At 65.2% G+C, this 21,694-nt stretch carries 21 protein-coding genes; 7 read left to right on the top strand and 14 right to left on the bottom strand.

Annotated elements, in window-relative coordinates:
- Positions 1 to 52: 52 nt before the first annotated feature.
- From hflX to KH389_RS02415, 7 genes are all read right to left on the bottom strand, one after another.
- Complete coding sequence (hflX, locus tag KH389_RS02445; RefSeq protein ID WP_058541590.1) at positions 53 to 1,384, bottom strand: ribosome rescue GTPase HflX; 1,332 nt, start codon at positions 1,382 to 1,384, stop codon at positions 53 to 55.
- A 12-nt stretch (positions 1,385 to 1,396) separates the two neighbouring features.
- Entirely contained in the window at positions 1,397 to 1,657 is a 261-nt protein-coding gene (gene hfq, locus KH389_RS02440) for an RNA chaperone Hfq (protein WP_043863535.1), read from the bottom strand.
- A 95-nt stretch (positions 1,658 to 1,752) separates the two neighbouring features.
- Positions 1,753 to 2,727: a tRNA (adenosine(37)-N6)-dimethylallyltransferase MiaA gene (miaA, locus tag KH389_RS02435; protein WP_043863536.1), complete on the bottom strand. Its 975-nt coding sequence runs from the start codon at positions 2,725 to 2,727 to the stop codon at positions 1,753 to 1,755.
- 1 nt (position 2,728) lies between these two features.
- The gene (gene mutL, locus KH389_RS02430; RefSeq protein WP_213606816.1) at positions 2,729 to 4,636 is read right to left on the bottom strand and encodes a DNA mismatch repair endonuclease MutL; all 1,908 of its coding nucleotides are present in this window, start codon (positions 4,634 to 4,636) and stop codon (positions 2,729 to 2,731) included.
- A complete protein-coding gene (locus KH389_RS02425) occupies positions 4,633 to 6,057 on the bottom strand; it encodes an N-acetylmuramoyl-L-alanine amidase (RefSeq protein ID WP_196932996.1) in 1,425 nt (474 codons plus the stop codon). Before KH389_RS02425 ends, mutL begins: the two co-directional genes overlap by 4 nt.
- A 3-nt stretch (positions 6,058 to 6,060) precedes the next feature.
- The gene (gene tsaE / locus KH389_RS02420; protein WP_116052588.1) at positions 6,061 to 6,531 is read right to left on the bottom strand and encodes a tRNA (adenosine(37)-N6)-threonylcarbamoyltransferase complex ATPase subunit type 1 TsaE; all 471 of its coding nucleotides are present in this window, start codon (positions 6,529 to 6,531) and stop codon (positions 6,061 to 6,063) included.
- Positions 6,519 to 7,379 (bottom strand): NAD(P)H-hydrate dehydratase, encoded by an 861-nt coding sequence (locus KH389_RS02415; protein WP_058541594.1) that lies wholly within the window; start codon positions 7,377 to 7,379, stop codon positions 6,519 to 6,521. The genes tsaE and KH389_RS02415 overlap by 13 nt, the downstream gene beginning before the upstream one ends.
- A 64-nt stretch (positions 7,380 to 7,443) precedes the next feature.
- Here KH389_RS02415 and queG point away from each other — a divergent pair, with 64 nt between their 5' ends.
- The gene (gene queG, locus KH389_RS02410; protein WP_043863541.1) at positions 7,444 to 8,511 is read left to right on the top strand and encodes a tRNA epoxyqueuosine(34) reductase QueG; all 1,068 of its coding nucleotides are present in this window, start codon (positions 7,444 to 7,446) and stop codon (positions 8,509 to 8,511) included.
- A gap of 106 nt (positions 8,512 to 8,617) precedes the next feature.
- On the opposite strand, the gene KH389_RS02405 is transcribed toward queG, so the two are convergent.
- Positions 8,618 to 9,232 carry a trimeric intracellular cation channel family protein gene (locus KH389_RS02405; protein ID WP_173925102.1) on the bottom strand — a complete coding sequence of 205 codons (615 nt, stop codon included), beginning with the start codon at positions 9,230 to 9,232 and terminating at the stop codon, positions 8,618 to 8,620.
- Between the two features lie 90 nt (positions 9,233 to 9,322).
- Positions 9,323 to 9,865, bottom strand: coding sequence for an oligoribonuclease (gene orn, locus KH389_RS02400; protein WP_043863543.1), 543 nt, complete (start codon positions 9,863 to 9,865; stop codon positions 9,323 to 9,325).
- A gap of 100 nt (positions 9,866 to 9,965) precedes the next feature.
- Between orn and rsgA the strand changes: the two genes are divergently transcribed.
- Positions 9,966 to 10,997 carry a small ribosomal subunit biogenesis GTPase RsgA gene (rsgA, locus tag KH389_RS02395; protein ID WP_196932997.1) on the top strand — a complete coding sequence of 344 codons (1,032 nt, stop codon included), beginning with the start codon at positions 9,966 to 9,968 and terminating at the stop codon, positions 10,995 to 10,997.
- A 3-nt stretch (positions 10,998 to 11,000) separates the two neighbouring features.
- Here rsgA and KH389_RS02390 read toward each other — a convergent pair whose 3' ends face one another.
- Entirely contained in the window at positions 11,001 to 11,288 is a 288-nt protein-coding gene (locus KH389_RS02390; protein WP_043863545.1) for a DUF3077 domain-containing protein, read from the bottom strand.
- A 681-nt stretch (positions 11,289 to 11,969) separates the two neighbouring features.
- Here KH389_RS02390 and KH389_RS02385 point away from each other — a divergent pair.
- Entirely contained in the window at positions 11,970 to 12,449 is a 480-nt protein-coding gene (locus tag KH389_RS02385; protein WP_054916177.1) for a TIR domain-containing protein, read from the top strand.
- A 67-nt stretch (positions 12,450 to 12,516) separates the two neighbouring features.
- Here the strand turns inward: KH389_RS02385 and motB are convergent, their stop codons facing one another.
- Both motB and motA read right to left on the bottom strand, forming a co-directional pair.
- Positions 12,517 to 13,533 carry a flagellar motor protein MotB gene (motB, locus tag KH389_RS02380; RefSeq protein WP_213606815.1) on the bottom strand — a complete coding sequence of 339 codons (1,017 nt, stop codon included), beginning with the start codon at positions 13,531 to 13,533 and terminating at the stop codon, positions 12,517 to 12,519.
- Positions 13,534 to 13,536: 3 nt separating this feature from the next.
- Positions 13,537 to 14,388, bottom strand: coding sequence for a flagellar motor stator protein MotA (gene motA / locus KH389_RS02375; protein ID WP_043863548.1), 852 nt, complete (start codon positions 14,386 to 14,388; stop codon positions 13,537 to 13,539).
- A gap of 148 nt (positions 14,389 to 14,536) precedes the next feature.
- Between motA and KH389_RS02370 the strand changes: the two genes are divergently transcribed.
- The 3 genes from KH389_RS02370 to asd are packed head-to-tail and all read left to right on the top strand — an operon-like array spanning position 14,537 to position 17,786.
- Positions 14,537 to 16,057: an HDOD domain-containing protein gene (locus KH389_RS02370; protein ID WP_054916178.1), complete on the top strand. Its 1,521-nt coding sequence runs from the start codon at positions 14,537 to 14,539 to the stop codon at positions 16,055 to 16,057.
- 46 nt (positions 16,058 to 16,103) lie between these two features.
- Entirely contained in the window at positions 16,104 to 16,910 is an 807-nt protein-coding gene (locus tag KH389_RS02365) for a rhodanese-like domain-containing protein (RefSeq protein ID WP_043863550.1), read from the top strand.
- 9 nt (positions 16,911 to 16,919) lie between these two features.
- Positions 16,920 to 17,786, top strand: a complete 867-nt coding sequence (gene asd / locus KH389_RS02360; RefSeq protein WP_043863551.1) for an archaetidylserine decarboxylase — start codon at positions 16,920 to 16,922, stop codon at positions 17,784 to 17,786.
- Positions 17,787 to 17,948: 162 nt separating this feature from the next.
- Here asd and serB read toward each other — a convergent pair whose 3' ends face one another.
- Positions 17,949 to 19,163 carry a phosphoserine phosphatase SerB gene (gene serB / locus KH389_RS02355; RefSeq protein WP_043863552.1) on the bottom strand — a complete coding sequence of 405 codons (1,215 nt, stop codon included), beginning with the start codon at positions 19,161 to 19,163 and terminating at the stop codon, positions 17,949 to 17,951.
- A 135-nt stretch (positions 19,164 to 19,298) separates the two neighbouring features.
- On the opposite strand from serB, the gene KH389_RS02350 reads away from it, so the two are divergent.
- Positions 19,299 to 20,792, top strand: coding sequence for a histidine kinase (locus tag KH389_RS02350; protein WP_213606813.1), 1,494 nt, complete (start codon positions 19,299 to 19,301; stop codon positions 20,790 to 20,792).
- Positions 20,793 to 20,861: 69 nt separating this feature from the next.
- Here KH389_RS02350 and KH389_RS02345 read toward each other — a convergent pair whose 3' ends face one another.
- Entirely contained in the window at positions 20,862 to 21,572 is a 711-nt protein-coding gene (locus tag KH389_RS02345) for a PqiC family protein (protein ID WP_043863554.1), read from the bottom strand.
- Positions 21,573 to 21,694 lie beyond the last annotated feature (122 nt).

The raw sequence follows: 21,694 nt of genomic DNA, 5'->3' as shown, positions 1-21,694 counted from the left end.
GATAAAGCAAAGACGCGCCCACGGCGCGCCGTCCAATGCTACAGAATGCCTGTCACGGCTGCCCGACCGCGAGGTCGGGCTTGTATTGCAAAGTGTGTTGCTCGATGAACTCCAGCGGTTTCATCCCCTCGCGGCTTACCAGGCGATTGAACTCGACCCGGGACAAGCGTACCGCCAGCAGGGTGTTGCCGTCTTCGTCATGGTCTTCGCTCTGCACCGCCCCCAGGTCGAAGAACAGCGCGCGCAACCGCGCGAAACGCTGTTCCAGGCGCAGGGTACCGATGAACAGGTCATCCCCCAGCAGTTCTGCAATCGCCTGCCCCACCAGCTCCAGGCCACGACCGTCACGGGCCGATACCCATACCCGCTGCGGCTTGCCGTCGGCATCGCGCTGGATCTGCGGCTCGACCCCTTCGAGCAGGTCGAGTTTGTTATACACCTCGAGGATCGGCAAGCCTTCGGCACCGATCTCGCCGAGCACCGCCATGACCTGCTCGATCTGCTCCATGCGCTCCGGCTCATGGGCGTCGATCACGTGCAGCAGCAGGTCGGAGTTGCTCGACTCTTCGAGCGTAGCCCGAAATGCCTCGACCAGCTTGTGCGGCAGGTGACGGATGAAGCCCACGGTGTCGGCCAGCACCACCGGCCCGACGTCATCCAGCTCGAGCCGACGCAGGGTCGGGTCGAGGGTGGCGAACAGCTGGTCGGCCGCATACACCTCGGACTGGGTCAGCGCATTGAACAAAGTGGACTTGCCGGCGTTGGTGTACCCCACCAGCGACACCGAGGGGATATCCGCGCGCTTGCGCCCGCGCCGTGCCTGCTCGCGCTGGCTGCGCACCTTCTCCAGGCGACCCTTGATCTGGCGCAGGCGTATGCGCAGCAGGCGCCGGTCGGTTTCGAGCTGGGTTTCACCCGGCCCGCGCAGACCAATACCGCCCTTCTGCCGCTCGAGGTGAGTCCAACCGCGCACCAGACGCGTGCTCATGTGCTCGAGCTGGGCCAGTTCGACCTGCAGCTTGCCTTCGTGGGTACGTGCCCGCTGGGCGAAGATGTCGAGAATCAGACCCGTGCGGTCAAGCACGCGACACTCGAAGATACGTTCGAGGTTACGTTCCTGACTGGGCGTGAGGGTGTGATTGAAAATGACCAAATCGGCCTGTTCGGCTTTGACCAGGTCGCGAAATTCCTCGACCTTGCCGCTGCCAATCAGGAACTTGGCGGTAGGCTGGTGTCGCGCCACATTGGCGAACGCGACAATATCGGCACCGGCCGACAGGGCCAGCTCGCGGAACTCCTGCGGGTCTTCGCGCGCCTCAGGGCTCTGACCTTCCAAGTGAACGAGGATTGCCCGTTCACCACCACCGTGGCGCTCAAAGAACAAAGCAGACTCCTATCAGGCGTTACCTGGCTCAGCGTCGCCCTGTTCGGCGTCGGCTGCGCTTGGCAGACGAATCGGACGAACCGGCACCACTGTCGAGATCGCGTGCTTGTAGACCATCTGGCTGACGGTGTTCTTCAGCAGAATCACGAACTGGTCGAACGACTCGATCGTGCCCTGCAGCTTGATGCCGTTGACCAGATAGATCGAAACGCCGACCTTCTCTTTTCTCAAAGTATTCAAGTAAGGGTCTTGTAGCGAATGCCCTTTTGACATATGCCGCACTCCTGTAAGGATCAATAGTAAAAAATCAAAGAAATATGATGGCTCAGGCCGCCCCACCCCCAAGAGTAGACGGCAATTGCAGGGACTCAGCCCAATATGGAGACCGATCCCAGGTATTTCAAGGTGCGTGGCAGATTGTCGCAAGCCAGGCTGTCCAACCAGTGCAGATCGGCCCAACTGCGCAACCAGGTAAACTGCCGCTTCGCCAATTGGCGAGTGGCAATGATGCCGCGCTCCTGCATTTCAGCTGCACTCAACTTGCCATCAAGGTGATCCCAGACCTGGCGATAACCGACTGCCCGTATAGACGGCAGCCCTGCATGCAAGTCACTTCTGGCACGCAGTGATCGGACCTCGTCGACGAAGCCCTGTTCCAGCATTTGCCCAAATCGTAGCGCAATTCGCTCGTGCAGCACCTTTCGATCCTGCGGGGCGATTGCCAGGCTGGCGACAGTATAGGGCAATTGTTCCTGGCCCGAAGCGCCTGCGACGCTACTTTGCGCCGATTGACGCTCGCGATGTGACGTCATCGTCATGCCGCTGACCCGGTACACCTCCAGCGCCCGTACCAACCGCTGCGGATCGTTGGGGTGGATGCGCGCCGCCGATTCGGGGTCGACCGCCGCCAGCTGGGCGTGCAAGGCCTGCCAGCCCAGCTGTGCAGCCTCGGCTTCAAGCTCGGCACGCACCTGCGCATCGGCCGCAGGCATATCGGCCAGGCCTTCGAGCAGCGCCTTGAAATACAGCATGGTGCCGCCCACAAGCAGCGGGATATTGCCGCGCGCGGTGATCTCGGCCATGGCCTGCAGCGCATCGCGGCGAAAATCGGCTGCCGAATAGCTCTGGGCCGGGTCGAGGATGTCGATCAGCCGGTGCGGGTGCTCGGCCAGCAGCGCCTTGGACGGCTTGGCGGTGCCGATGTCCATGCCGCGGTAGACCAGCGCCGAGTCGACGCTGATCAGCTCGCACGGCAGCACCTTGGTCAGCTCGATGGCAAGGTCGGTCTTGCCGGCGGCGGTGGGGCCCATCAGGAAGATGGCCGGGGGATTGCGAACTGCCATATCAGCGACCGCGCAGGAACAGTTTGTCCAGATCGTCCAGGCCCATCTGGGTCCAGGTCGGTCGGCCATGGTTGCATTGACCGCTGCGCTCGGTGTTTTCCATGTCGCGCAGCAGGCCGTTCATTTCCGGCAGGGCCAGGCGCCGGTTGGCGCGAATCGCGCCATGACAGGCCATGGTGCCGAGCAGCTCGTTCAGGTGTGCCTGGATACGGTCGCTGGTGCCGTATTCCATCAGGTCGGCCAGCACGTCCTGCACCAGGCGATTGGCCTCGGCCTGCTTGAGCAACGCAGGGATCTGCCGGATCGCCAGGCTTTCCGGGCCCAGGCGCTGCAGTTCGAAGCCCAGGCGCTGGAACCACGCCGCGTGTTCTTCGGCGCAATCGGCCTCGCGCTGGCTCAGGGCCAGGGACTCGGGCACCAGCAGCGGCTGGCCGCTCAGGCCCTCGCTGGCCATGGCCACCTTGAGCCGCTCGTACATGATCCGCTCGTGGGCCGCATGCATGTCCACCAGCACCAGGCCCTGGGCGTTCTCGGCAAGAATATAGATGCCCTTGAGCTGCGCCAGCGCATAGCCCAGCGGCGGAATATCGCCCTGGCCCTGAGGCAGGTTGGCCGGCTCGCTGCCGGGCAGCGGGGCGAAGAATTCGCGATACACCCCCTGGGCCTCGGCCGCGGGCAATGCCTGGGCCGGACGTGGGGTGTACTGGTACTGGTAGCCGGCGCCCGAGCCACTGCCCGCGGCGCTGCCCGCCGTGTTCAGCATCGGCTGCGCCGGGGGCTGTTCGAGCAGGTTGGCGGCCAGGCGCATCTCGCCCTGGGGGCCGAACTCGCCGGCCTGCAGGCCACTGGGGCGCTCCACCTCGGGGGCAGCGGCTGCACCCGGCTGGTGATCCTGCGGGCGCACATCGGCCAGCGCCCGGTGCAGGGTGCCGTACAGGAAGTCGTGCACCATGCGCCCGTCACGAAAGCGCACCTCGTGCTTGGTAGGGTGCACGTTCACGTCCACGCCGGTGGGGTCGACCTCCAGAAACAGCACGAAGGTCGGGTGCCGACCATTGAACAGCACGTCGCGGTAGGCCTGACGCACCGCGTGGGCGACCAGCTTGTCGCGCACGGCACGGCCGTTGACGAAGAAGTATTGCAGGTCGGCCTGGCTGCGCGAGAAGGTCGGCAGGCCGACCCAGCCCCACAGATGCAGGCCGTTGCGCTCCACCTCGATCGGCAGCGCCTGCTCCAGAAAGCCCGGGCCGCAGATCGAGGCCACGCGCCGTGCGCGGGCCGTGTCGTCATGGGCTTCATGCAGGCTGAGGACGCTCTTGCCGTTGTGGCGCAAATGGAAGGCCACGTCGAAGCGCGCCAGCGCCAGGCGCCGAATGACTTCCTGCAGATGGTCGAATTCGGTTTTTTCGGTCTTGAGGAACTTGCGCCGGGCCGGGGTATTGAAGAACAGGTCGCGGACCTCGACCGAGGTACCCACCGGATGCGCTGCCGGCTGCACCCGCGGGGACATGTCGCGGCCTTCGGTTTCAACCTGCCAGGCCTGGTCGGCGTCGCGGGTGCGCGAGGTCAGGGTCAGGCGCGCGACCGAGCTGATCGACGCCAGTGCCTCGCCGCGAAAGCCCAGGCTCATTACCCGCTCGAGGTCTTCCAGGTCGCGGATCTTGCTGGTGGCGTGCCGCGCCAGGGACAACGGCAGGTCATCGGCAGCGATACCGCTGCCATCATCGCGCACCCGCAGCAGCTTGACCCCGCCCTGCTCCACCTCGACGTCGATGCGCCGGGCACCGGAGTCGAGGCTGTTTTCCAGCAGCTCCTTGATCACCGAGGCCGGGCGTTCGACCACCTCGCCTGCGGCGTTCTGGTTGGCAAGCCGCGGGCTGAGCAGCTCGATGCGAGCGCCGCTGCTCATGGCTGGCCAGCCAGCGTGGTGGCCGGTACGTCGAGGTTCTGGCCAACCTTCAGCTCATCGGTTTTCAGACCGTTGGTGCTGCGCAGGCTGGCCACGCTGACCTGGTAGCGCACGGCGATCATGGCCAGGGTCTCGCCCGGACGCACGGTGTGCTCGCGCGGGCCCTGGGCGATCTTGCCGCTGTCACGCAGGAAGGCGATGTAGGTGCCCGGCGGCGGGTTTTGCTGGAAGAACTGGCGCACGCCACTGTGGATCGAGCGTGCCAGGGCCTGCTGATGGCTAGCAGTGGCCAACTTGGAGGCTTCGTTGGCGTTGGAGATGAACCCGGTTTCCACCAGGATCGACGGGATGTCCGGCGACTTGAGCACCATGAACCCGGCCTGTTCCACGCGGCGCTTGTGCAGCGGGGTGACCCGGCCGATATTGCCCAGCACCTTCTGCCCCACGTTGAGGCTGGAGCTGAGCGAGGCGGTCATCGACAGGTCGAGCAGCACGCCCGCAAGCATGCGGTCCTTGTCGTCGAGGCTGACGTTGCCGGCACCACCGATCAGGTCGGAGCGGTTTTCGCTGTCGGCCAGCCAGCGCGCCGTCTCGGACGTGGCGCCACGGTCGGACAGGGCGAACACCGAGGCACCGAAGGCCGCCTTGGACGGCGCGGCGTCGGCGTGGATCGAGATGAACAGGTCGGCGCCCTTCTTGCGCGCAATCTCGGTACGCTTGCGCAGCGGGATGAAGTAGTCGCCGGTACGCGTCAGCTCGGCGCGAAAGCCCTTCTCGCTGTTGATCTGGCGCTGCAGTTCCTTGGCGATGGCCAGCACGATGTCTTTCTCATGCTGGCCGCGCGAGCCGGACGCACCCGGGTCTTCGCCGCCGTGACCGGCGTCGATGGCGATCACGATGTCACGCTTGCCGCTGGGCACCGGGGTCAACTTGATCGCCGGCTGCGTCGGGGTCACCGGCACGGCCGGCGTGGTGGCCACCGACGGGGTCGGGGTGGGTGGCGTGGCGTCGGATTCCTGATCGAACAGGTCGACCACCAGACGGTTGCCGTACTGGGCGTTGGGCGCCAGGGTGAAGCTCTTGGGCGTCACCGACTTTTTCAGGTCGATGACCACGCGAAGGTCGGTAGGGGTGCGCTGCGCCGAGCGCACGCTGGTGATCGGGGTATTGGAGGTGGACACGTTCAAAGGCGCACCCAGGGTTGCGCCATTGATGTCGATCACCAGGCGATCCGGGGCCGTCAGGGTGAACACACTGTGCTGCACCGGGCCAGACAGGTCGAACACCAGGCGTGTGTTGTCCGGCGCACGCCATAAACGGACACTCTTGACTTGCGTGATCGCGAAGGCATCGACGGTTACTGCCGCCAGCAGCAGTCCTACAACGCCAAACAGTGCGCGAAAGCGCATACCTATCCCCATTTTCTAATTGATTTCCAAGGCCAGAGCGGCACACCAGGCTTCACCGCGAGAGCCCTGCGGCAACAGGTTCAGCGAACGCCCGTCCGCCTGGGGGCTTATGGTAATGGTCAGGTCGGGCTTTGGCAAAATGCCCGCCCCCTTCTGGGGCCACTCGAACAGGCACAGGGCGTCGTCTTCGAAGTAGTCGCGAATGCCCATGAACTCCAGCTCCTCCGGATCGACCAGACGATACAGGTCGAAATGGAAGGCACGAATGTCGCCAATCTCGTAGGGCTCAACCACGGTGAAGGTAGGACTTTTCACCGCGCCGATGTGTCCCAGACCACGGATGATGCCCCGTGACAGGGTGGTCTTGCCGGCCCCCAGGTCACCCTCGAGGAAAATCACGCCGTGACCCTTGGTCACCTGGGCGATACGGGCACCGAACTCACACATGGCCGCTTCGTCGGCCATAAACAGGGTTACACCTGACACGCTGAATGCTCCTCCAGAACTTGACGAATGACCGGTATCAGGTCGCTGGCCGCCAGCCCGCGACCTTGTACGCCCAGGCGCTCGCCGGCACAGGCGTGCAGCCACACCCCCAGGCAGGCGGCGTCCCAGGCCGGCATGCCCTGGGCCAGCAGCGCACCCAGCACGCCGCTGAGCACATCGCCCAGGCCGGCACCGGCCATGGCCGGGTGACCGCGCTGGCACAGTGCCAATTGCCCGGCCGGGTCGGCCACCAGCGTGCCGGCGCCTTTAAGCACACACACCGCCGCGTACTTGCGCGCCAGCTTGAGCGCCGCCCAGGAGCGATCGGCCTGCACCGCTTCGGTGGAAATCCCCAGCAGGCGCGCCGCCTCCCCCGGATGCGGGGTAATGATGCTGCCCGCCGCCAGCGGCAAGGGTGCTTGCGCCAGCAGGTTCAGCGCATCGGCATCCCACACCTGGGCGTGCCTGGCCGGCACCACCGCCGAGAGCAGGCTGCGCCCCCAGGCGGCCTGCCCCAGTCCGGGTCCGACCACCAGTACGGTGGCGCGTTCAATCGGCGCCATCAACTGGTTGGCCGAATGCACGCCCAGGCTCATCACCTCGGGCAGGCGGGCCAGCGCGGCGGGCAGTTGCTCGCTGCGGGTGGCCAGTGACACCAGGCCGGCGCCGCAGCGCAGCGCCGCCTCGGCACTGAGCAGCACCGCACCGCCCGTGCCACGGTCGCCACCGACCACCAGCACATGGCCGAAGTCGCCCTTGTGTGCGGCATTCGAGCGCGGCGCGAGGCTCGCCAGGGTGACGCTGGTGAGCACCAATGGCTGATTTGCAGGGTGTTTGGTCTGAGGCATGCGTCGTTCGGCTCCGATGTCTGGCAGAATTATACGCACCTGAGTCATCGTTGCCCTATTTCGCATGTCTGCTTCCCCCCTCGATCTACCCGCCCTCGCCCAATCGATCAAGGATTGGGGCCGTGAACTGGGCTTTGCGCACGTCGGCATTGCCGGTGTGGAGCTGGGCGAACACGAAAAACACCTGGAACGCTGGTTGGCCGAGGGCTATCACGGCGAGATGGAGTACATGGGCGCCCATGGCAGCAAACGCTCGCACCCCGACGAGCTGGTGCCGGGCACCTTGCGCGTGGTGTCGCTGCGCATGGACTACCTGCCGGGCGACACGCAGATGGCGCAGATGCTCGCCCAGCCCGAAAAGGCCTACATTTCGCGCTATGCGCTGGGGCGCGACTACCACAAGCTGGTCCGCAAGCGCGTACAGCACCTGGCCGAGCGCATCCAGAAAGACATCGGGCCGTTCGGCTTCCGCGCCTTCGTCGACAGCGCGCCGGTGCTGGAAAAGGCCATCGCCGAACAGGCCGGGCTGGGCTGGATCGGCAAGAACACCTTGTTGCTCAACCGCAAGGCGGGCAGCTACTTCTTCCTCAGCGAGCTGTTCGTCGACCTGCCGCTACCGGTGGACGAGGCGCAGGCCACCGAGCATTGCGGGCGGTGCAGTGCATGCCTGGACATCTGCCCCACCCAGGCCTTCGTGGGGCCGTATGTGCTGGATGCGCGGCGCTGCATTTCGTACCTGACCATCGAACTGAAGAGCGCGATCCCCGAAGAGCTGCGGCCGCTGATCGGCAACCGGGTGTTCGGCTGTGACGATTGCCAGATCGTGTGCCCGTGGAACCGCTTTGCCCGGCCCACCGGCGAAGCGGATTTCAAGCCGCGGCACGGGCTGGACAATGCCGGGCTGGCGGAGCTGTTCATGTGGGATGAAGAGACGTTTCTGGCCAGCACCGAAGGCTCGCCGCTGCGCCGGGCGGGGTATGAGCGCTGGTTGCGCAACCTGGCGGTGGGGCTGGGCAATGCGCCCTCGACCATACCGGTGCTGGAGGCGCTCCAGGCGCGGCGGGAGTATCCGTCGGAGCTGGTGAGGGAGCATGTGGAGTGGGCGCTGCGTCAGCATCAGGCACGCCTTTAGGTCTGCAGCGCGACCATCGCGGGTCAAGCCCGCTCCCACAGGGACAGCACCGGTTTCAAGAACAGTGGTGATCCTGTGGGAGCGGGCTTGACCCGCGAAGAAGCCCTCAATGCTCGTCGTTGTACTGGAACTTGGGCATTTCCCAGCGAAACCGTATCGCCAGCAGCCTGAGCAGCAACCCGCCAAACAGCGTCAGCAGAATCGCCTGCTCCCCCGGCACCTTGAAGTACACGCACCCCAGGTAGAACCACGCCGCCAGAAACGACACGCTGGCATACAGCTCACGCCGGAAGATCAGCGGAATGTCGTTGCAGAAGATATCCCGCAGGATGCCGCCAAACACGCCGGTGATCACCCCGCTGATCGACGCCACCAGCATGCCCTGGCCCATTTCCAGCGCCGTCATGCAGCCAATCAGGGTGAACGCCACCAGCCCCAGCGCATCGAGCACCAGAAACAGCGAACGCAGGTGGCGCATCAGCGGCGCGATGAAAATGGTGATCAAGGCCGCCACGCTGGTCAGCACCAGGTACTCCGGGTGCTTCACCCAGGTCAGCGGGTAGTGGCCCAGCAGCACGTCGCGCACCGAGCCTCCGCCCAGGGCCGTGACGCAGGCGATCAGCACCACGCCGAACCAGTCCATGCCGCGCCGCCCGGCCGACAGCGCCCCGGTCATGGCTTCGGCGGTAATGGCGATCAAATAGAGCATCAACAGCATGATGGCGCAGGTCCGTGCAAAGAGGCGCGCAGTCTACCCAGTTGCCCCAGGCACCAAAAGGGGGCGCGCCAACGATTGTTGGCGCAGTGCGGGTCAGAACTTGATGAAGTGCTCGCGGTAGTGGCGCAGCTCGGCGATGGATTCGCGAATATCGTCCAGCGCCAGGTGCGTGCCACCCTTCTTGAAGCTGTCGCGCACCTCGGGAGCCCAGCGTGCGGCCAGCTCCTTGAGGGTGGACACGTCCAGGTTGCGGTAGTGGAAGAAATTTTCCAGCTCGCGCATGTGGCGGTACAGGAAGCGACGGTCCTGGCAGATGCTGTTGCCGCAGATCGGCGACTTGCCCTTGGGCACCCACTGCTCCAGGAAGCGGATCGTCTCGGCCTCGGCCTCGGCCATGCTCACCTTGCTCTCGCGCACGCGCTGGGTCAGGCCGGAGTTGCCGTGGGTACGGGTGTTCCACTCGTCCATGCGCGCCAGCACCTCGTCACTGTGGTGGATGGCGATCACCGGACCTTCGGCCAGGGTGTTCAGGTCACTGTCGGTGACGATGGTGGCCATCTCGATGATGACGTCGCTGTCCGGATCCAGGCCGGTCATTTCCAGATCGATCCAGATCAGGTTCTGTGGGTTCTGCATGATTCTGCTCCTCGGTAGGCGCGCAGTTTAGCCTAGTGGAGCGTGCTAGACTCGACGCCGTTGCACCCTCACATGCTTTGCTTGACGAAACGAGACCTACATGGCCAAACGCCAGCTCAATCGCCGCCAGAACTGGCGCATCGAAAAAATCCAGGGTGAGCGCGCCGCCCGCGCTGCCAAACGCGAACAGCACACGCTGGACACCCTCGAAGGCGGCGACCTGGGGCCTGAACAACTGGGCCTGGTGATTGCACACTTCGGCGTGCAGGTAGAAGTCGAAGCACAGGACGGCGACGTGGCCGGCCAGGTGTTCCGTTGCCACCTGCGCGCCAACCTGCCGGCGCTGGTCACTGGTGACAAGGTGGTATGGCGCGCTGGCAACCAGGGTATCGGCGTGATCGTGGCGCAGATGCCGCGCAGCACCGAGTTGTGCCGCCCCGACAGCCGTGGCCAGCTCAAGCCGGTGGCGGCCAACGTCGACCTGATCGTGATCGTGTTCGCCCCGGCCCCCGAGCCGCATGCCAACCTGATCGACCGTTACCTGGTGGCCGCCGAGCATGCCGGTATCCGCCCGCTGCTGCTGCTGAACAAGGCCGACCTGATCGACGAGCAGAACGCCCCGGCGCTGAATGCGCTGCTGGCGGTGTACCGTCAGCTGGGTTACCCGCTGCTGGAAGTGTCGGCGCACCATGGCGACGGCATGCAGCAGTTGCAGACCATGCTCGATGGGCACATCAGCGTGTTCGTCGGCCAGTCCGGGGTGGGCAAGTCGTCGCTGGTCAACAGCCTGCTGCCCGATGTCGACACCCGCGTAGGCGAGCTGTCGGAGTGGTCGGGCCAGGGCCAGCACACCACCACCACCGCGCGGCTGTACCACTTCCCGGGTGGCGGTGAGCTGATCGACTCGCCGGGCATTCGCGAGTTCGGCCTGGGGCACGTGAGCCGGGCGGACGTGGAGGCCGGCTTCATCGAGTTCAACGACCTGATCGGCACCTGCCGCTTCCGCGACTGCAAGCACGACCGCGAGCCGGGCTGTGCGCTGCTCAAGGCGCTGGAAGACGGGCGCGTGCAGCAGCAGCGCATGAACAGCTATCGCTCGATCATTGCCAGCCTGCCGCAGGACAGCTACTGACGGTCATGGCGCAGGCGTTTGTTCGATGAACATCGCGTGCGCCACATCCTCGACCAGGGCCTTGGACATGCCGCTCAGGTAATGTGCCGCCCAGACAAGCGTGCCATCCGGCTCGATGCCGGCTTGCAAGGTGAGCTTGTAGGCGCAACTGAGCAGCAGGGCCGATTGTTCCAGCGCGAAGTCGGCGTTGTGGCCGGCTTGCACGCGAAACAGGCGCTCGGCGGTGGGGCCGCCCTCGCCTTCGCCGAAAGTGCCGACGCCTAGTGTCTTGAAGACTGAGCTGTTTTCCATCTGTTATCTCCCGACGACTTTCTTAATTGGCTCTACGGGCGTCTTCGCCGGCAAGGCCGGCTCCTACAGGTACTGCGAGCCTTTGTAGGAGCCGGCCTTGCCGGCGAACGAGCGCGCAGCGCTCGCGATCAGTGCACGAGAGGATGTCTTCGAGGGGCAGATGGGCGTATTGGGGTGGATCGGGGACGATTTTCAACATGACCAACTCCAGTATCAGTGGAGCTACCACGCTTTGCTGTCAAACAAATAGGTGGCAGCTGTACGCGGGTTGACAGACCGAGGATACCGGAACTCGGCGCACACGAAGTGCCCCACGCACAGCCGCCATAAAGCGATGCACATGTGGTCCGAAATCAGTAACGGTCTGTCAAAACCGGTCGTTGAACACCAACGACGCAACGCAGACTAGAGCGCTACCGTGACCACCGCAATGGCGGGAAAGCGGCAAAAGTATGATTGGGAAGGGGCCTACAGGGAATAGGGAAATTCCGAAGATTCGCCTTACGCGGACACCTGTAGGAGCCGGCCTTGCCGGCGAAGGCGTCAGTTGTTGCAACACATTTGTAGGCCTTTTCACCCAGGCATGTAGTCCACCTCCTGATTCAATCCCACGCCTTGCACCACGCGTCGTAATCATCAAAGGTATCCCGCACCAGATTTGCGCCCACCACGGACCTCCGGATGCCAGTCTCACTCCTCTACTGCCGCAACGACCTGGCCGCCGCCATGGCCATCGGCGAGCACCTGCGCCTCGAGGGCCTCGCCACCTGCCTGGAGGCCATCGACCCCCAGGCCGACGATGCCTGCACCCTCACCACCCTCATCAGCCGCAGCCTGCACGGCTGCACCCACCTGATCGTACTGGTGTCGGGCAACACCTGCGGCGCCTGGTGGGTGCCCTTCGCCCTGGGCGCCGCAGCGCTGGCCGACCGCCGGGTCGCCACGTTCCAGCTGGGCGAGCCGGCCAGCCCCACCTACCTGGGCGAACTGCCGGCCATGGCGCAAGCCGCCGACCTGGACCTGTTCGTCAGCGCGTACCGCCTGGAACACACCCTTGGCCGCGCCCTCAACCTGCCCACGCAGGCCGCACCCGGCGACAATCGCTGCAATGCCCAGCACTTCCAGGCCGAGCTCAAGGCCAGCATCGGTCGCGGCTACTGAAATGCCGAACCCCACACAGCACAACGCCCGCACGGATCACTCCATGCGGGCGTTGTCGGCTGCCGGCTCACTGCGGCTTGTTGGGCTCGTCCATCTTCAACACGCCATCCTCGAAGATGTTCAGCTTCTCGCGCAGTTCACGCGGCTGCATCGGCTCGGGCTCGGGCGTCGGTGCCGCAGCGCCCGGCGCAGGTGCCGCGCCCGGCTGGGCTGCGTCCGGCGGCGTCGGCGAGGTCTGTTCGCCCTCGATGGTGCGCTGGGCCTTCTTGGTCAGCACGATGATGTCGATACGACGGTTCACCGGGTTGAGCGGGTTCTCGCGGTCGAACAGCGACGACGATGCATACCCCACCACCCGCGCCACCTGGGCATCCGGATAGCCACCGGCCACCAGCGCCCGACGCGCCGCGTTGGCACGGTTGGCCGACAGCTCCCAGTTGCCGTAATCACCGGTGCCGGCGTAGGGCTTGGCATCGGTGTGGCCGCTGATGCTGATCTTGTTCGGCACCGCCTTGATGGTGTCGGCCATGGCCAGCAGGATGTCCTCGAAGTACGGCTGCAGGCGCGCACTGCCCAGGTCGAACATCGGCCGGTTCTCGGCGTCCATGATCTGGATGCGCAGGCCGTCCTGGGTGATCTCGGACAGGATCTGGTCCTTGAACTTCTGCAGTTGCGGGTTTTCTTCGACCTTGTTCTGCAGCTCCTGCAGCACCAGGTTCAAGCGGTCTTTCTCGACCTGCTCGGCCATGCTCTCGACCGCGTCCTTGTCCAGCTGGATGCTGGTGTCAGGCGTCGGCTCGGACTGCACTTCAGGGTTGATGGTCTTTTCCGGGGCCAGCTCCGGCGAGCCGCCCAGGTCGATGATGTACGGGGTGCCACTCTCGGAGAACCCGATGGGGTCCTTGAAGTAGCCGGCAATCGCGATCTTCTGCTCGGGCGTGGCGGTGGACAGCAGCCACAGCACAAGGAAGAACGCCATCATCGCCGTGGCGAAGTCGGCGAACGCGATTTTCCAGGCGCCGCCGTGATGGCCGCCGCCGAAGCGCTTTACGCGCTTGATGATGATCGGCTGATTGTTTTCCATGGATCAGCGACCGCGAACTGCTTGTTCCAGCTCGGCAAAGCTTGGACGGTGCTTGGGGAACAGCACCTTGCGACCGAACTCCACCGCCAGCGATGGCGGCATGCCGGAGGCCGACGCCACCAGTGCGGCCTTGATCGCCTCGTACACGTTGACCTCTTCCTTGGCGTCGTGGGCCAGGGAGGTGGCCAGCGGGCCGAAGAAGCCGTAGGCCGCCAGAATACCGAAGAAGGTACCCACCAGCGCCGCACCCACGTGCAGGCCGATGGACTTCTGGTCGCCCTCGCCCAGCGAAGCCATGGTCACCACGATACCCAGTACCGCCGCCACGATACCGAAGCCGGGCATGCCGTCGGCGATGCCGGTCACGGCATGGGACGGGTGGTCGAGCTCTTCCTTCATGCTCAGCAGTTCCATGTCGAACAGGCCTTCGAGCTCGTGCGGGGCCATGTTGCCGGTGGACATGATGCGCAGGTAGTCGCAGATGTACGCGGTCATGCGCTCATCCTTGAGTACCGCCGGGTACTTGGCGAAGATCGGGCTGGCCGCGGCGTCTTCGATATCGCCCTCGATCGCCATCATGCCTTCGCGCCGGCTCTTGTTGAGGATCTCGTAGATCAGGCCCAGCACTTCTATATAGAAGGTGTGCGAGAAGCGCGAGCCGAACATGCTCAGCGACTTCTTGATCACGTGCATGGTCATGTAGCCGGGGTTGGCCTGCAGGAACGCACCAAAGGCGGCACCGCCGATGATCAGCACCTCGAAAGGCTGAATCAGGGCCGCGATCTTGCCGTGAGAAAGAACGTATCCGCCAAGCACGCTCGCGAATACGACAATGATGCCGATAATTTTAGCCATAGATTGGAAGCACTTACTGTCGTGGTCAGGGTCGGGGGCGGAAGTTCGTAAAACTCTTCTTCTACTTATCGGCAGTTCTGCGCCAGACTATAGCCAGTCAAGGCGAAAAGCCAGTTCGGCCACCTCCCAGCATGCCTAGTGAACTCACGTGCCAACTCAAATTCCAAAGACCCTAGACGCCTGGATCAAACTGCTCGACAGCGTGCAACTGCCGGTGCCGCTGGACAGTCACGAGCGGGTAAAAGCAGCCATCGGCGACAGCCGCCGCTCGCTGCGTGACATCGCCGATCTGATGCAGGACAGCCCCGCGCTGGTGCTCAGCGTGATGCGCGAAGCCAACCGGCATACCCACGCCAGCATGGCCGAGCCGGCCGAAAGCCTGGAAATCGCCCTCAACCGGCTTGGCCTCAAGCGCGCCGAAGAACTGCTGCTGCGCCTGCCCACCGCGCCGCCGGCGCAGATCCCCAAGGCCCTGCGCCACCTGCAGATGATCAGCCTGCATGCCAGCCAGCAGGCCAGCGGCCTGTTCGCCAGCCAACTGGCGCGGCTGTGGCAGGAGATCCACTGGGGCAGCCTGCTGTTCCTCTCGCCGTTGTGGACCCTGGCCCTGGCGCACCCCAAGCTGATCGAGGAATGGGAAGTGCGCGTGGTGCACCGCGGCGAGCCGGCCCTGCGCGTGGAGCGCGAACTGTTCGGTGTACCCCTGCTGGCGCTATGCCGCGCCCTGGCCGACTACTGGCGCCTGCCCAACTGGGTCACCCAGGGCTATCACGTGCTCAGCGAAGAACGCCGCCTGCTGGTCAAGGTCATGCACATCGCCCGCCTGCACGACAACCCGCTGCGCCAGCAACAGCTGCTGGACGCCGACCCGGCCCTGCGCCGCTGGCTCAACCAGCCGGCCAACACCGTGCTGCTGGCCAACGGCCTGGCCCTGGCGGCGCAGCACGCCTGGGACTGCCCGCACAGCCAGCGCTGGCAACGCCTGACCAGCCTGTACCTGCAGGTGCCGCTGAGCGACGTGCAGCAACAGGTGCACCAGCAGGCCGCCAACAGTGCGCGCCTGCACGCCGACGACGACCTCTACCACCCCGCCGAATCGCTGATCTGGCCGACCGGCTCGCACTACGTGCACCGCCGCCTGCGGCCTGCCGACGTACCCTCGACCGAATCGCTGGGGGCCTGGCGCAAGTACTGCGCCGACCTGCTGGTGGAGCCCAGTGCATTCACCAACGCCATGCACCTGACCACCTACGCCCGCGATGCCCTGGTGGCCTGCGGCATGCAGCGGGTGATGATGCTGATGGCCGACAAGGGCATGACCCACCTGCGCGTGCACCAGATCGCCGGACTGCCCGCCGAGGCCGGCGGCCTGGTGGTGCCGCTCGCCCAGAGCAAGCTGCTGCAACGCCTGCTGACCCAGTCGGCACAACTGCGCCTGACCCCGGACAACTATGCCCAGTTCGGTGCCCTGCTGCCCGGCACCCTGCGCGTGCTGTTCCGTGGCCAGCACCTGCTGCTGCGCTCGCTGTCGAGCAACGGCAAGGTGGTGATGGTGGTGCTGGCCGACCAGGGCGGCGGCCCGTTCTCGGAGATCAGCGTGCAGGCGTTCGGCAAGACCGCCCAGTGCATCGAGCGCGCCCTCACCGCCTTCAGCAACCGCAGCACCTGACCCATGCGCTACAATCGCCCACTCTGTTCCGATCTGGAGACTCTGGATGACTGACTTTTCCGGCTTGCCCCTGGTGATTGAACCCGCCGACCTGCAAGCCCGCCTGGATGCGCCGGGGCTGATCCTGGTCGACCTGACCAGCACGAAACGCTATGGCAGCGGGCACATTCCCGGTGCGCGCTTCGTCGACCCCAAGCGCACCCAGCTGGGCCAGCCACCGGCGCCCGGGCTGCTGCCGAGCCAAGGCGACCTGGAAAAGCTGTTCGGCGAACTGGGGCACAACCCGGACGCCGTGTATGTGGTGTATGACGACGAAGGCGGCGGCTGGGCCGGGCGCTTCATCTGGTTGCTGGATGTGATCGGCCATACCCGCTACCACTACCTCGACGGTGGCGCGCTGGGCTGGACCGGCGAGCTCTCGACCGATGTGCCCGCGCCCGCTGCCGGCAGCGTCAGCCTGACCCTGCACGAAGCCCCCACCGCCACCCGCGAATACCTGCAAAGCCGCCTGGGCGCTGCCGACCTGGCGGTCTGGGATGCGCGCAGCCCGCAGGAATACCGGGGTGAGAAAGTGCTGGCCGCCAAGGGCGGACACGTCCCGGGCGCGGTCAACTTCGAGTGGACGGCCGGCATGGACCAGAACGATCACCTGCGCATCCGCAAGGACATGCCCCAGATCCTCGAGCAGTTGGGCATCACCCGCGACAAGGAAGTGATCACCCACTGCCAGACCCACCACCGCTCCGGCTTCACCTATCTTGTGGCCAAACACCTGGGCTACCCACGGGTCAAGGCCTATGCCGGCTCATGGGGCGAATGGGGCAACCACCCCGACACGCCTGTAGAAGTTTAAGGAAATTCAATGAAATCCCGCTTGTTCATCATCAGCCAGTACCTGCTGCCCCACCACCTGCTGTCGCGCCTGGCCGGCTGCGTGGCCGAATGCCGCGTGAAATGGTTCAAGAATGCCTTCACCGCGTGGTTCGCCAAGCGCTACCAGGTCGACATGTCCCAGGCCCAGGTCGAAGACCTGACCGCCTACGAGCACTTCAACGCATTCTTCACCCGCGCGCTCAAGCCGGATGCCCGCCCGCTGGACCAGACTCCGGGGGCGATCCTGTGCCCGGCCGACGGCGCTGTCAGCCAGCTGGGCCCGATCGAGCATGGCCGCATCTTCCAGGCCAAGGGCCACAGCTTCAGCGCCCTTGAGCTGCTGGGCGGCGACCCGGCCAATGCCGCGCCGTTCATGGGTGGCGAATTCGCCACCATCTACCTGTCGCCCAAGGACTACCACCGCGTGCACATGCCGCTGGCCGGTACCCTGCGCGAGATGATCTACGTGCCGGGCCGGCTGTTCTCGGTCAACCAGACCACCGCCGAAAACGTGCCGGAGCTGTTTGCGCGCAACGAGCGCGTGGTGTGCCTGTTCGATACCGAGCGCGGGCCGATGGCCGTGGTGCTGGTGGGCGCGATGATCGTGGCGTCGGTCGAGACGGTATGGGCCGGGCTGGTCACGCCGCCCAAGCGCGAGCTGAAGACCTTCCGCTACGACGAGGCAGCGCGTGCACCGATCCACCTGGAAAAAGGCGCCGAGCTGGGCCGCTTCAAGCTGGGTTCGACGGCTGTGGTGCTGTTCGGGCCAGAGCAGGTGAAGTGGGCCGAATCGCTGGGTGCGGGGTCGGTGGTGAACATGGGCGAATGCCTGGGGTTGCCGGCGCAGCACGCCTGACCCAACAAAAAGCCCGCAGCGATGCGGGCTTTTTTGTGCCTGGCTGTCGGGCCTCATCGCGGGTCAAGCCCGCTCCCACAGGGGCTGCACGGCCTTCTGGAGCGATGGCAAACCTGTGGGAGCGGGCTTGACCCGCGATGGGCCGCGCAGCGGCCCCGCTTCTCAGTCGCGACCGTCGCGATCCCTGAAGCCCAGCAGGTACAGCACCCCATCCAGCCCCAGCGTCGAAATCGCCTGCTTGGCCGACTGCTTGACCAGCGGCTTGGCCCGGAACGCCACGCCCAGGCCGGCAATCGCCAGCATCGGCAGGTCGTTCGCACCGTCGCCCACGGCAATCGTCTGCTCCATCTGCAAGCCTTCCTTGCGTGCCAGCTCGGTCAACAGGTCAGCCTTGCGCTGCGCGTCGACAATCGGCTCCACGGCCACGCCGGTCACCTTGCCGTCCACCACTTCCAGCTCGTTGGCGAACACATAGTCGATACCCAGCTTGGCCTGCAGCTGCTTGGCAAAGTAGGTGAAGCCACCCGACAGGATCGCGGTCTTGTAGCCCAGGCGCTTGAGCTCGGCGAACAGCACCTCGGCGCCCTCGGTCAGGCGCAGCGAAGCACCGATCTCGTCCAGCACGTTGACGTCCAGGCCCTTGAGCAGCGCCAGGCGCTCCTTGAAGCTGGCACGAAAATCCAGCTCGCCACGCATGGCACGCTCGGTGATTTCCGACACCTGCTCGCCCACGCCTGCCGCCTTGGCCAGCTCGTCGATGACCTCGGCCTCGATCAGGGTGGAGTCCATGTCGAACACCGCCAGGCGACGGTTGCGGCGGAACAGCGAGTCCTGCTGGAAGGCGATGTCGACGTTCAGCTCCTGCGCCACGCTGAGGAACTCGGCACGCAGGGCCTGCGGGTCGGCCGGCTCGCCACGCACGGAGAACTCGATGCAGCCCTTGCCCTGGTCGGCCGGGGTGTCCAACGCGATACGACCCGACAGACGGTCGATATGGTCGATGTTCAACCCGTACTGGGCGGTGATGGAGCTCACCCGCTGCAACTGCTCGGCAGTGACCTTGCGCGTCAGCAGGGTCACGATGTGGCGGGCCTTGCCCTGGCCGTCGACCCACTGCTGGTAGTCCTGCTCGGAAACCGGGGTGAAGCGCACCTGCTGGTCCAGCTTGTACCCGGTGAAGAGGATGTCCTTGAGCACGGCGCTGGCCTGCTCGGTGCTGGGGATTTCCACCAGGATGCCGAACGACAGCGTGTCGTGGATGACCGCCTGGCCGATGTCGAGGATGTTCACCCCGCCCTGGGCGAGCACGCCGGTAATGGCCGCGGTGAGACCCGGACGGTCCTCGCCGGTGATGTTAATCAGAACGATTTCGCGCAAAACGGGCTCCGACACAGTGACAAAACGCGCATTCTACCCACTTTCGCAGACCATCGGGCGCAGTCGATACTTTGCCGGCCCATGCCCTGTCGCTATACTGCGCAGCACCTTCTCCGACATAAAGAGCCGCGCTCTGTGAACCGGCCCACGCCAGTTAAAACCGACAATTTCTTCCTGCTGATCTTCCGTGCCCTGCGCCAGCGCCGTGTGCCGTTGGCCTTGCGGATCGCCTGCCACAACGTGTTTCTGGTAGCGCTGGCGCTGGTCATCTACGCCGGGGTCATGGGCCTGCAGTTCAAGCAGGCCATGCACGAGCAGGCCGACGCCCTGGGTCAGAGCCTGACCACGCAGACCGCCACGTCTGCCACCGAACTGCTGGTGTCCAACGACATCCTCAGCCTCAACGTGCTGCTCGGCAACCTGGTGAAGAACCCGCTGGTGGCCCATGCCGCCATCTACAGCGTCGACAACCGGATCCTCGCCGAAGCCGGCCAGCGCCCGAAAAACGGCCTGCTGGGCGAGGTCGAGGGCCTGTATCAGACCAAGATCACCTTCCAGGACGTGACGGCCGGGCAACTGCGCATCAGCCTGGACATGAGCCAGTTCCAGCAGCCGCTGACCATCAGCCTGCAGAGCATGGGCATTCTGGCGGCGATCCTGCTGGCCCTGGCCCTGGCCTTGAGCCTGCGCCTGGGGCGCTTCATTTCGACGCCGCTGCTGCAACTGCGGGTGTGGCTGCGCGACCTGGATGCCTACACCCCGGCCACCGACCGCCAGGACGAGATCGGCGACCTGGCGCGCCAGCTGCATTCGCGCTTTGCCCCGCCACCGCCGGAGCCTGAAGCAGAGCCCGAGGAAGAAGACGACTACGAGGAACACGAAGCGCAGCCGGCCTTGCAGGTGCGCAACCTGCGCGAGCCGGCGCTGGAGCCCAAGCCGGCGCTGCCCAGGCCAGTAGCGCATGATGAAGACGACGACGAGGCGTTTGCCGACCTGCGCGACGACAGCGATGCCGCGCCGCAGGCTGTAGTACCCACTGCGCCACGCGAGCCGCAGGCCAGTGCGGTGCTGGCGGTGCAACTGGGCTCCCAGGAGCAACTGCGCCGCCTGCCTCGGGCACGCCTGACCGAACTGCTGGACCGCTACCGCGACTGCCTCGACCAGGCCGCGTCGCTGTATGAAAGCGAAGTGCACACACTCAACGATGGCAGCACGCTGCTGTTGTTCCACAGCTCGGAAAGCGGCGAGGACTACCTGACCAACGCCATCTGCTGTGGCGAACTGCTGCGTGCCCTGGGGCATGCGTTGCAGGTGGAAGTGGCCGACAGCGGGATTACCCTGCAATTGCAGCTGGGCCTGGCGCTGGGTGAAGACCTGCACGGCCTGAGCCAGATCGACCTGCTGCTGACCGACAAGGCCCAGGATGCCCTGGCGTTGTCGCAACACAGCCGCAACCTGCTGCTGGTGGAGCGCAAGGTCAGTGATGATGCGCTGATTCGCCAGCGTGCCCGCATCCGCCCGATTGCCAGCCCTGAAGGGGCGTGCTGTGTGGAGCGCCTGATGGAGCCGTATCCGTCGATGCTGGAGCGCCAGCTGGCACGGATGCACGAGCGCCAGATCAAGACCTGAGGCCCCGTAGGAGCCGGTTTCAACCGGCCACAAAAAAGCCCGCATCGCTGCGGGCTTTTTTGTGGCCGGTTAAAACCGGAACACTTCCATCTCGGTACGAATCGGTGTCGCCATCGGAATCTTCGGCTTCTCCGGCTCCTTGCGCACCTGCTGTACCGGCGTGGCCTTCTTCGGCTGTTCCTGCACGATCGGCGGCTGATTGGCCAACGGCTTCAACGCCACGCTCAGCTGCTCGGCCAGACGCTGCAGCAGTTGCCCCTGCGCCTGTACCTGCGCCGCCGAGCTGCCTTCATGGGGCTGCTCGAAATGCACGATGCGGTTGTCACGCACCTGGCCACGACGATCAAGCAAGCGCCACTGGGCATCGAGGATCGCCGGCTGGCCGACGCCCGAGTCCAGGCGCGTGATCGACAGCAGCACCTGCACATCCGGGTTGAACCCGGTGCTGGCCGGTGCCAGCACCACACGCTGGCTGTCCAGGCGCCAGGCCAGCTGGCGCACCAGCAACTGGTCGATGTCGGCCGACAGGCTGCCCGCCCAGCGACCATCGGTCGCTGCCGTCAGGCTGCCGTCACGCTGGCGTTGCAGCAGGGTTTCGCGTTGCAGGTAGTCGGCCACCGAGACCGGCCCCAGCACCACGGCCATGCCGTTGCTCTGGCCAGGTTGCCCCGGCTCGCCACTGTCGAGCTGATACAGCGCTACCGGCTGGTGCATGCTGCACCCGGCCAAGCCCAGCACGCCACTGAGCAGTAGAACAAATGGAAGGCGCAGAAAAGTCATCATCCCATCCAGGCGGCCGCCACACGGCTTGCCGCAGTGATACTCATGAATACGTCGGGCACGCAGCTACGCTGGCACCACAAGGGGCCTATCATCCGCGAAAGTTCCGTGCGACTCCAGTG

The sequence above is a fragment of the Pseudomonas qingdaonensis genome (genome assembly GCF_018398475.1).
Classification (GTDB): Bacteria; Pseudomonadota; Gammaproteobacteria; order Pseudomonadales; family Pseudomonadaceae; genus Aquipseudomonas; species Aquipseudomonas palmensis.
Note: the sequence above shows the minus strand (reverse complement) of the source record. Positions and strands in the feature narration are given on the sequence as shown.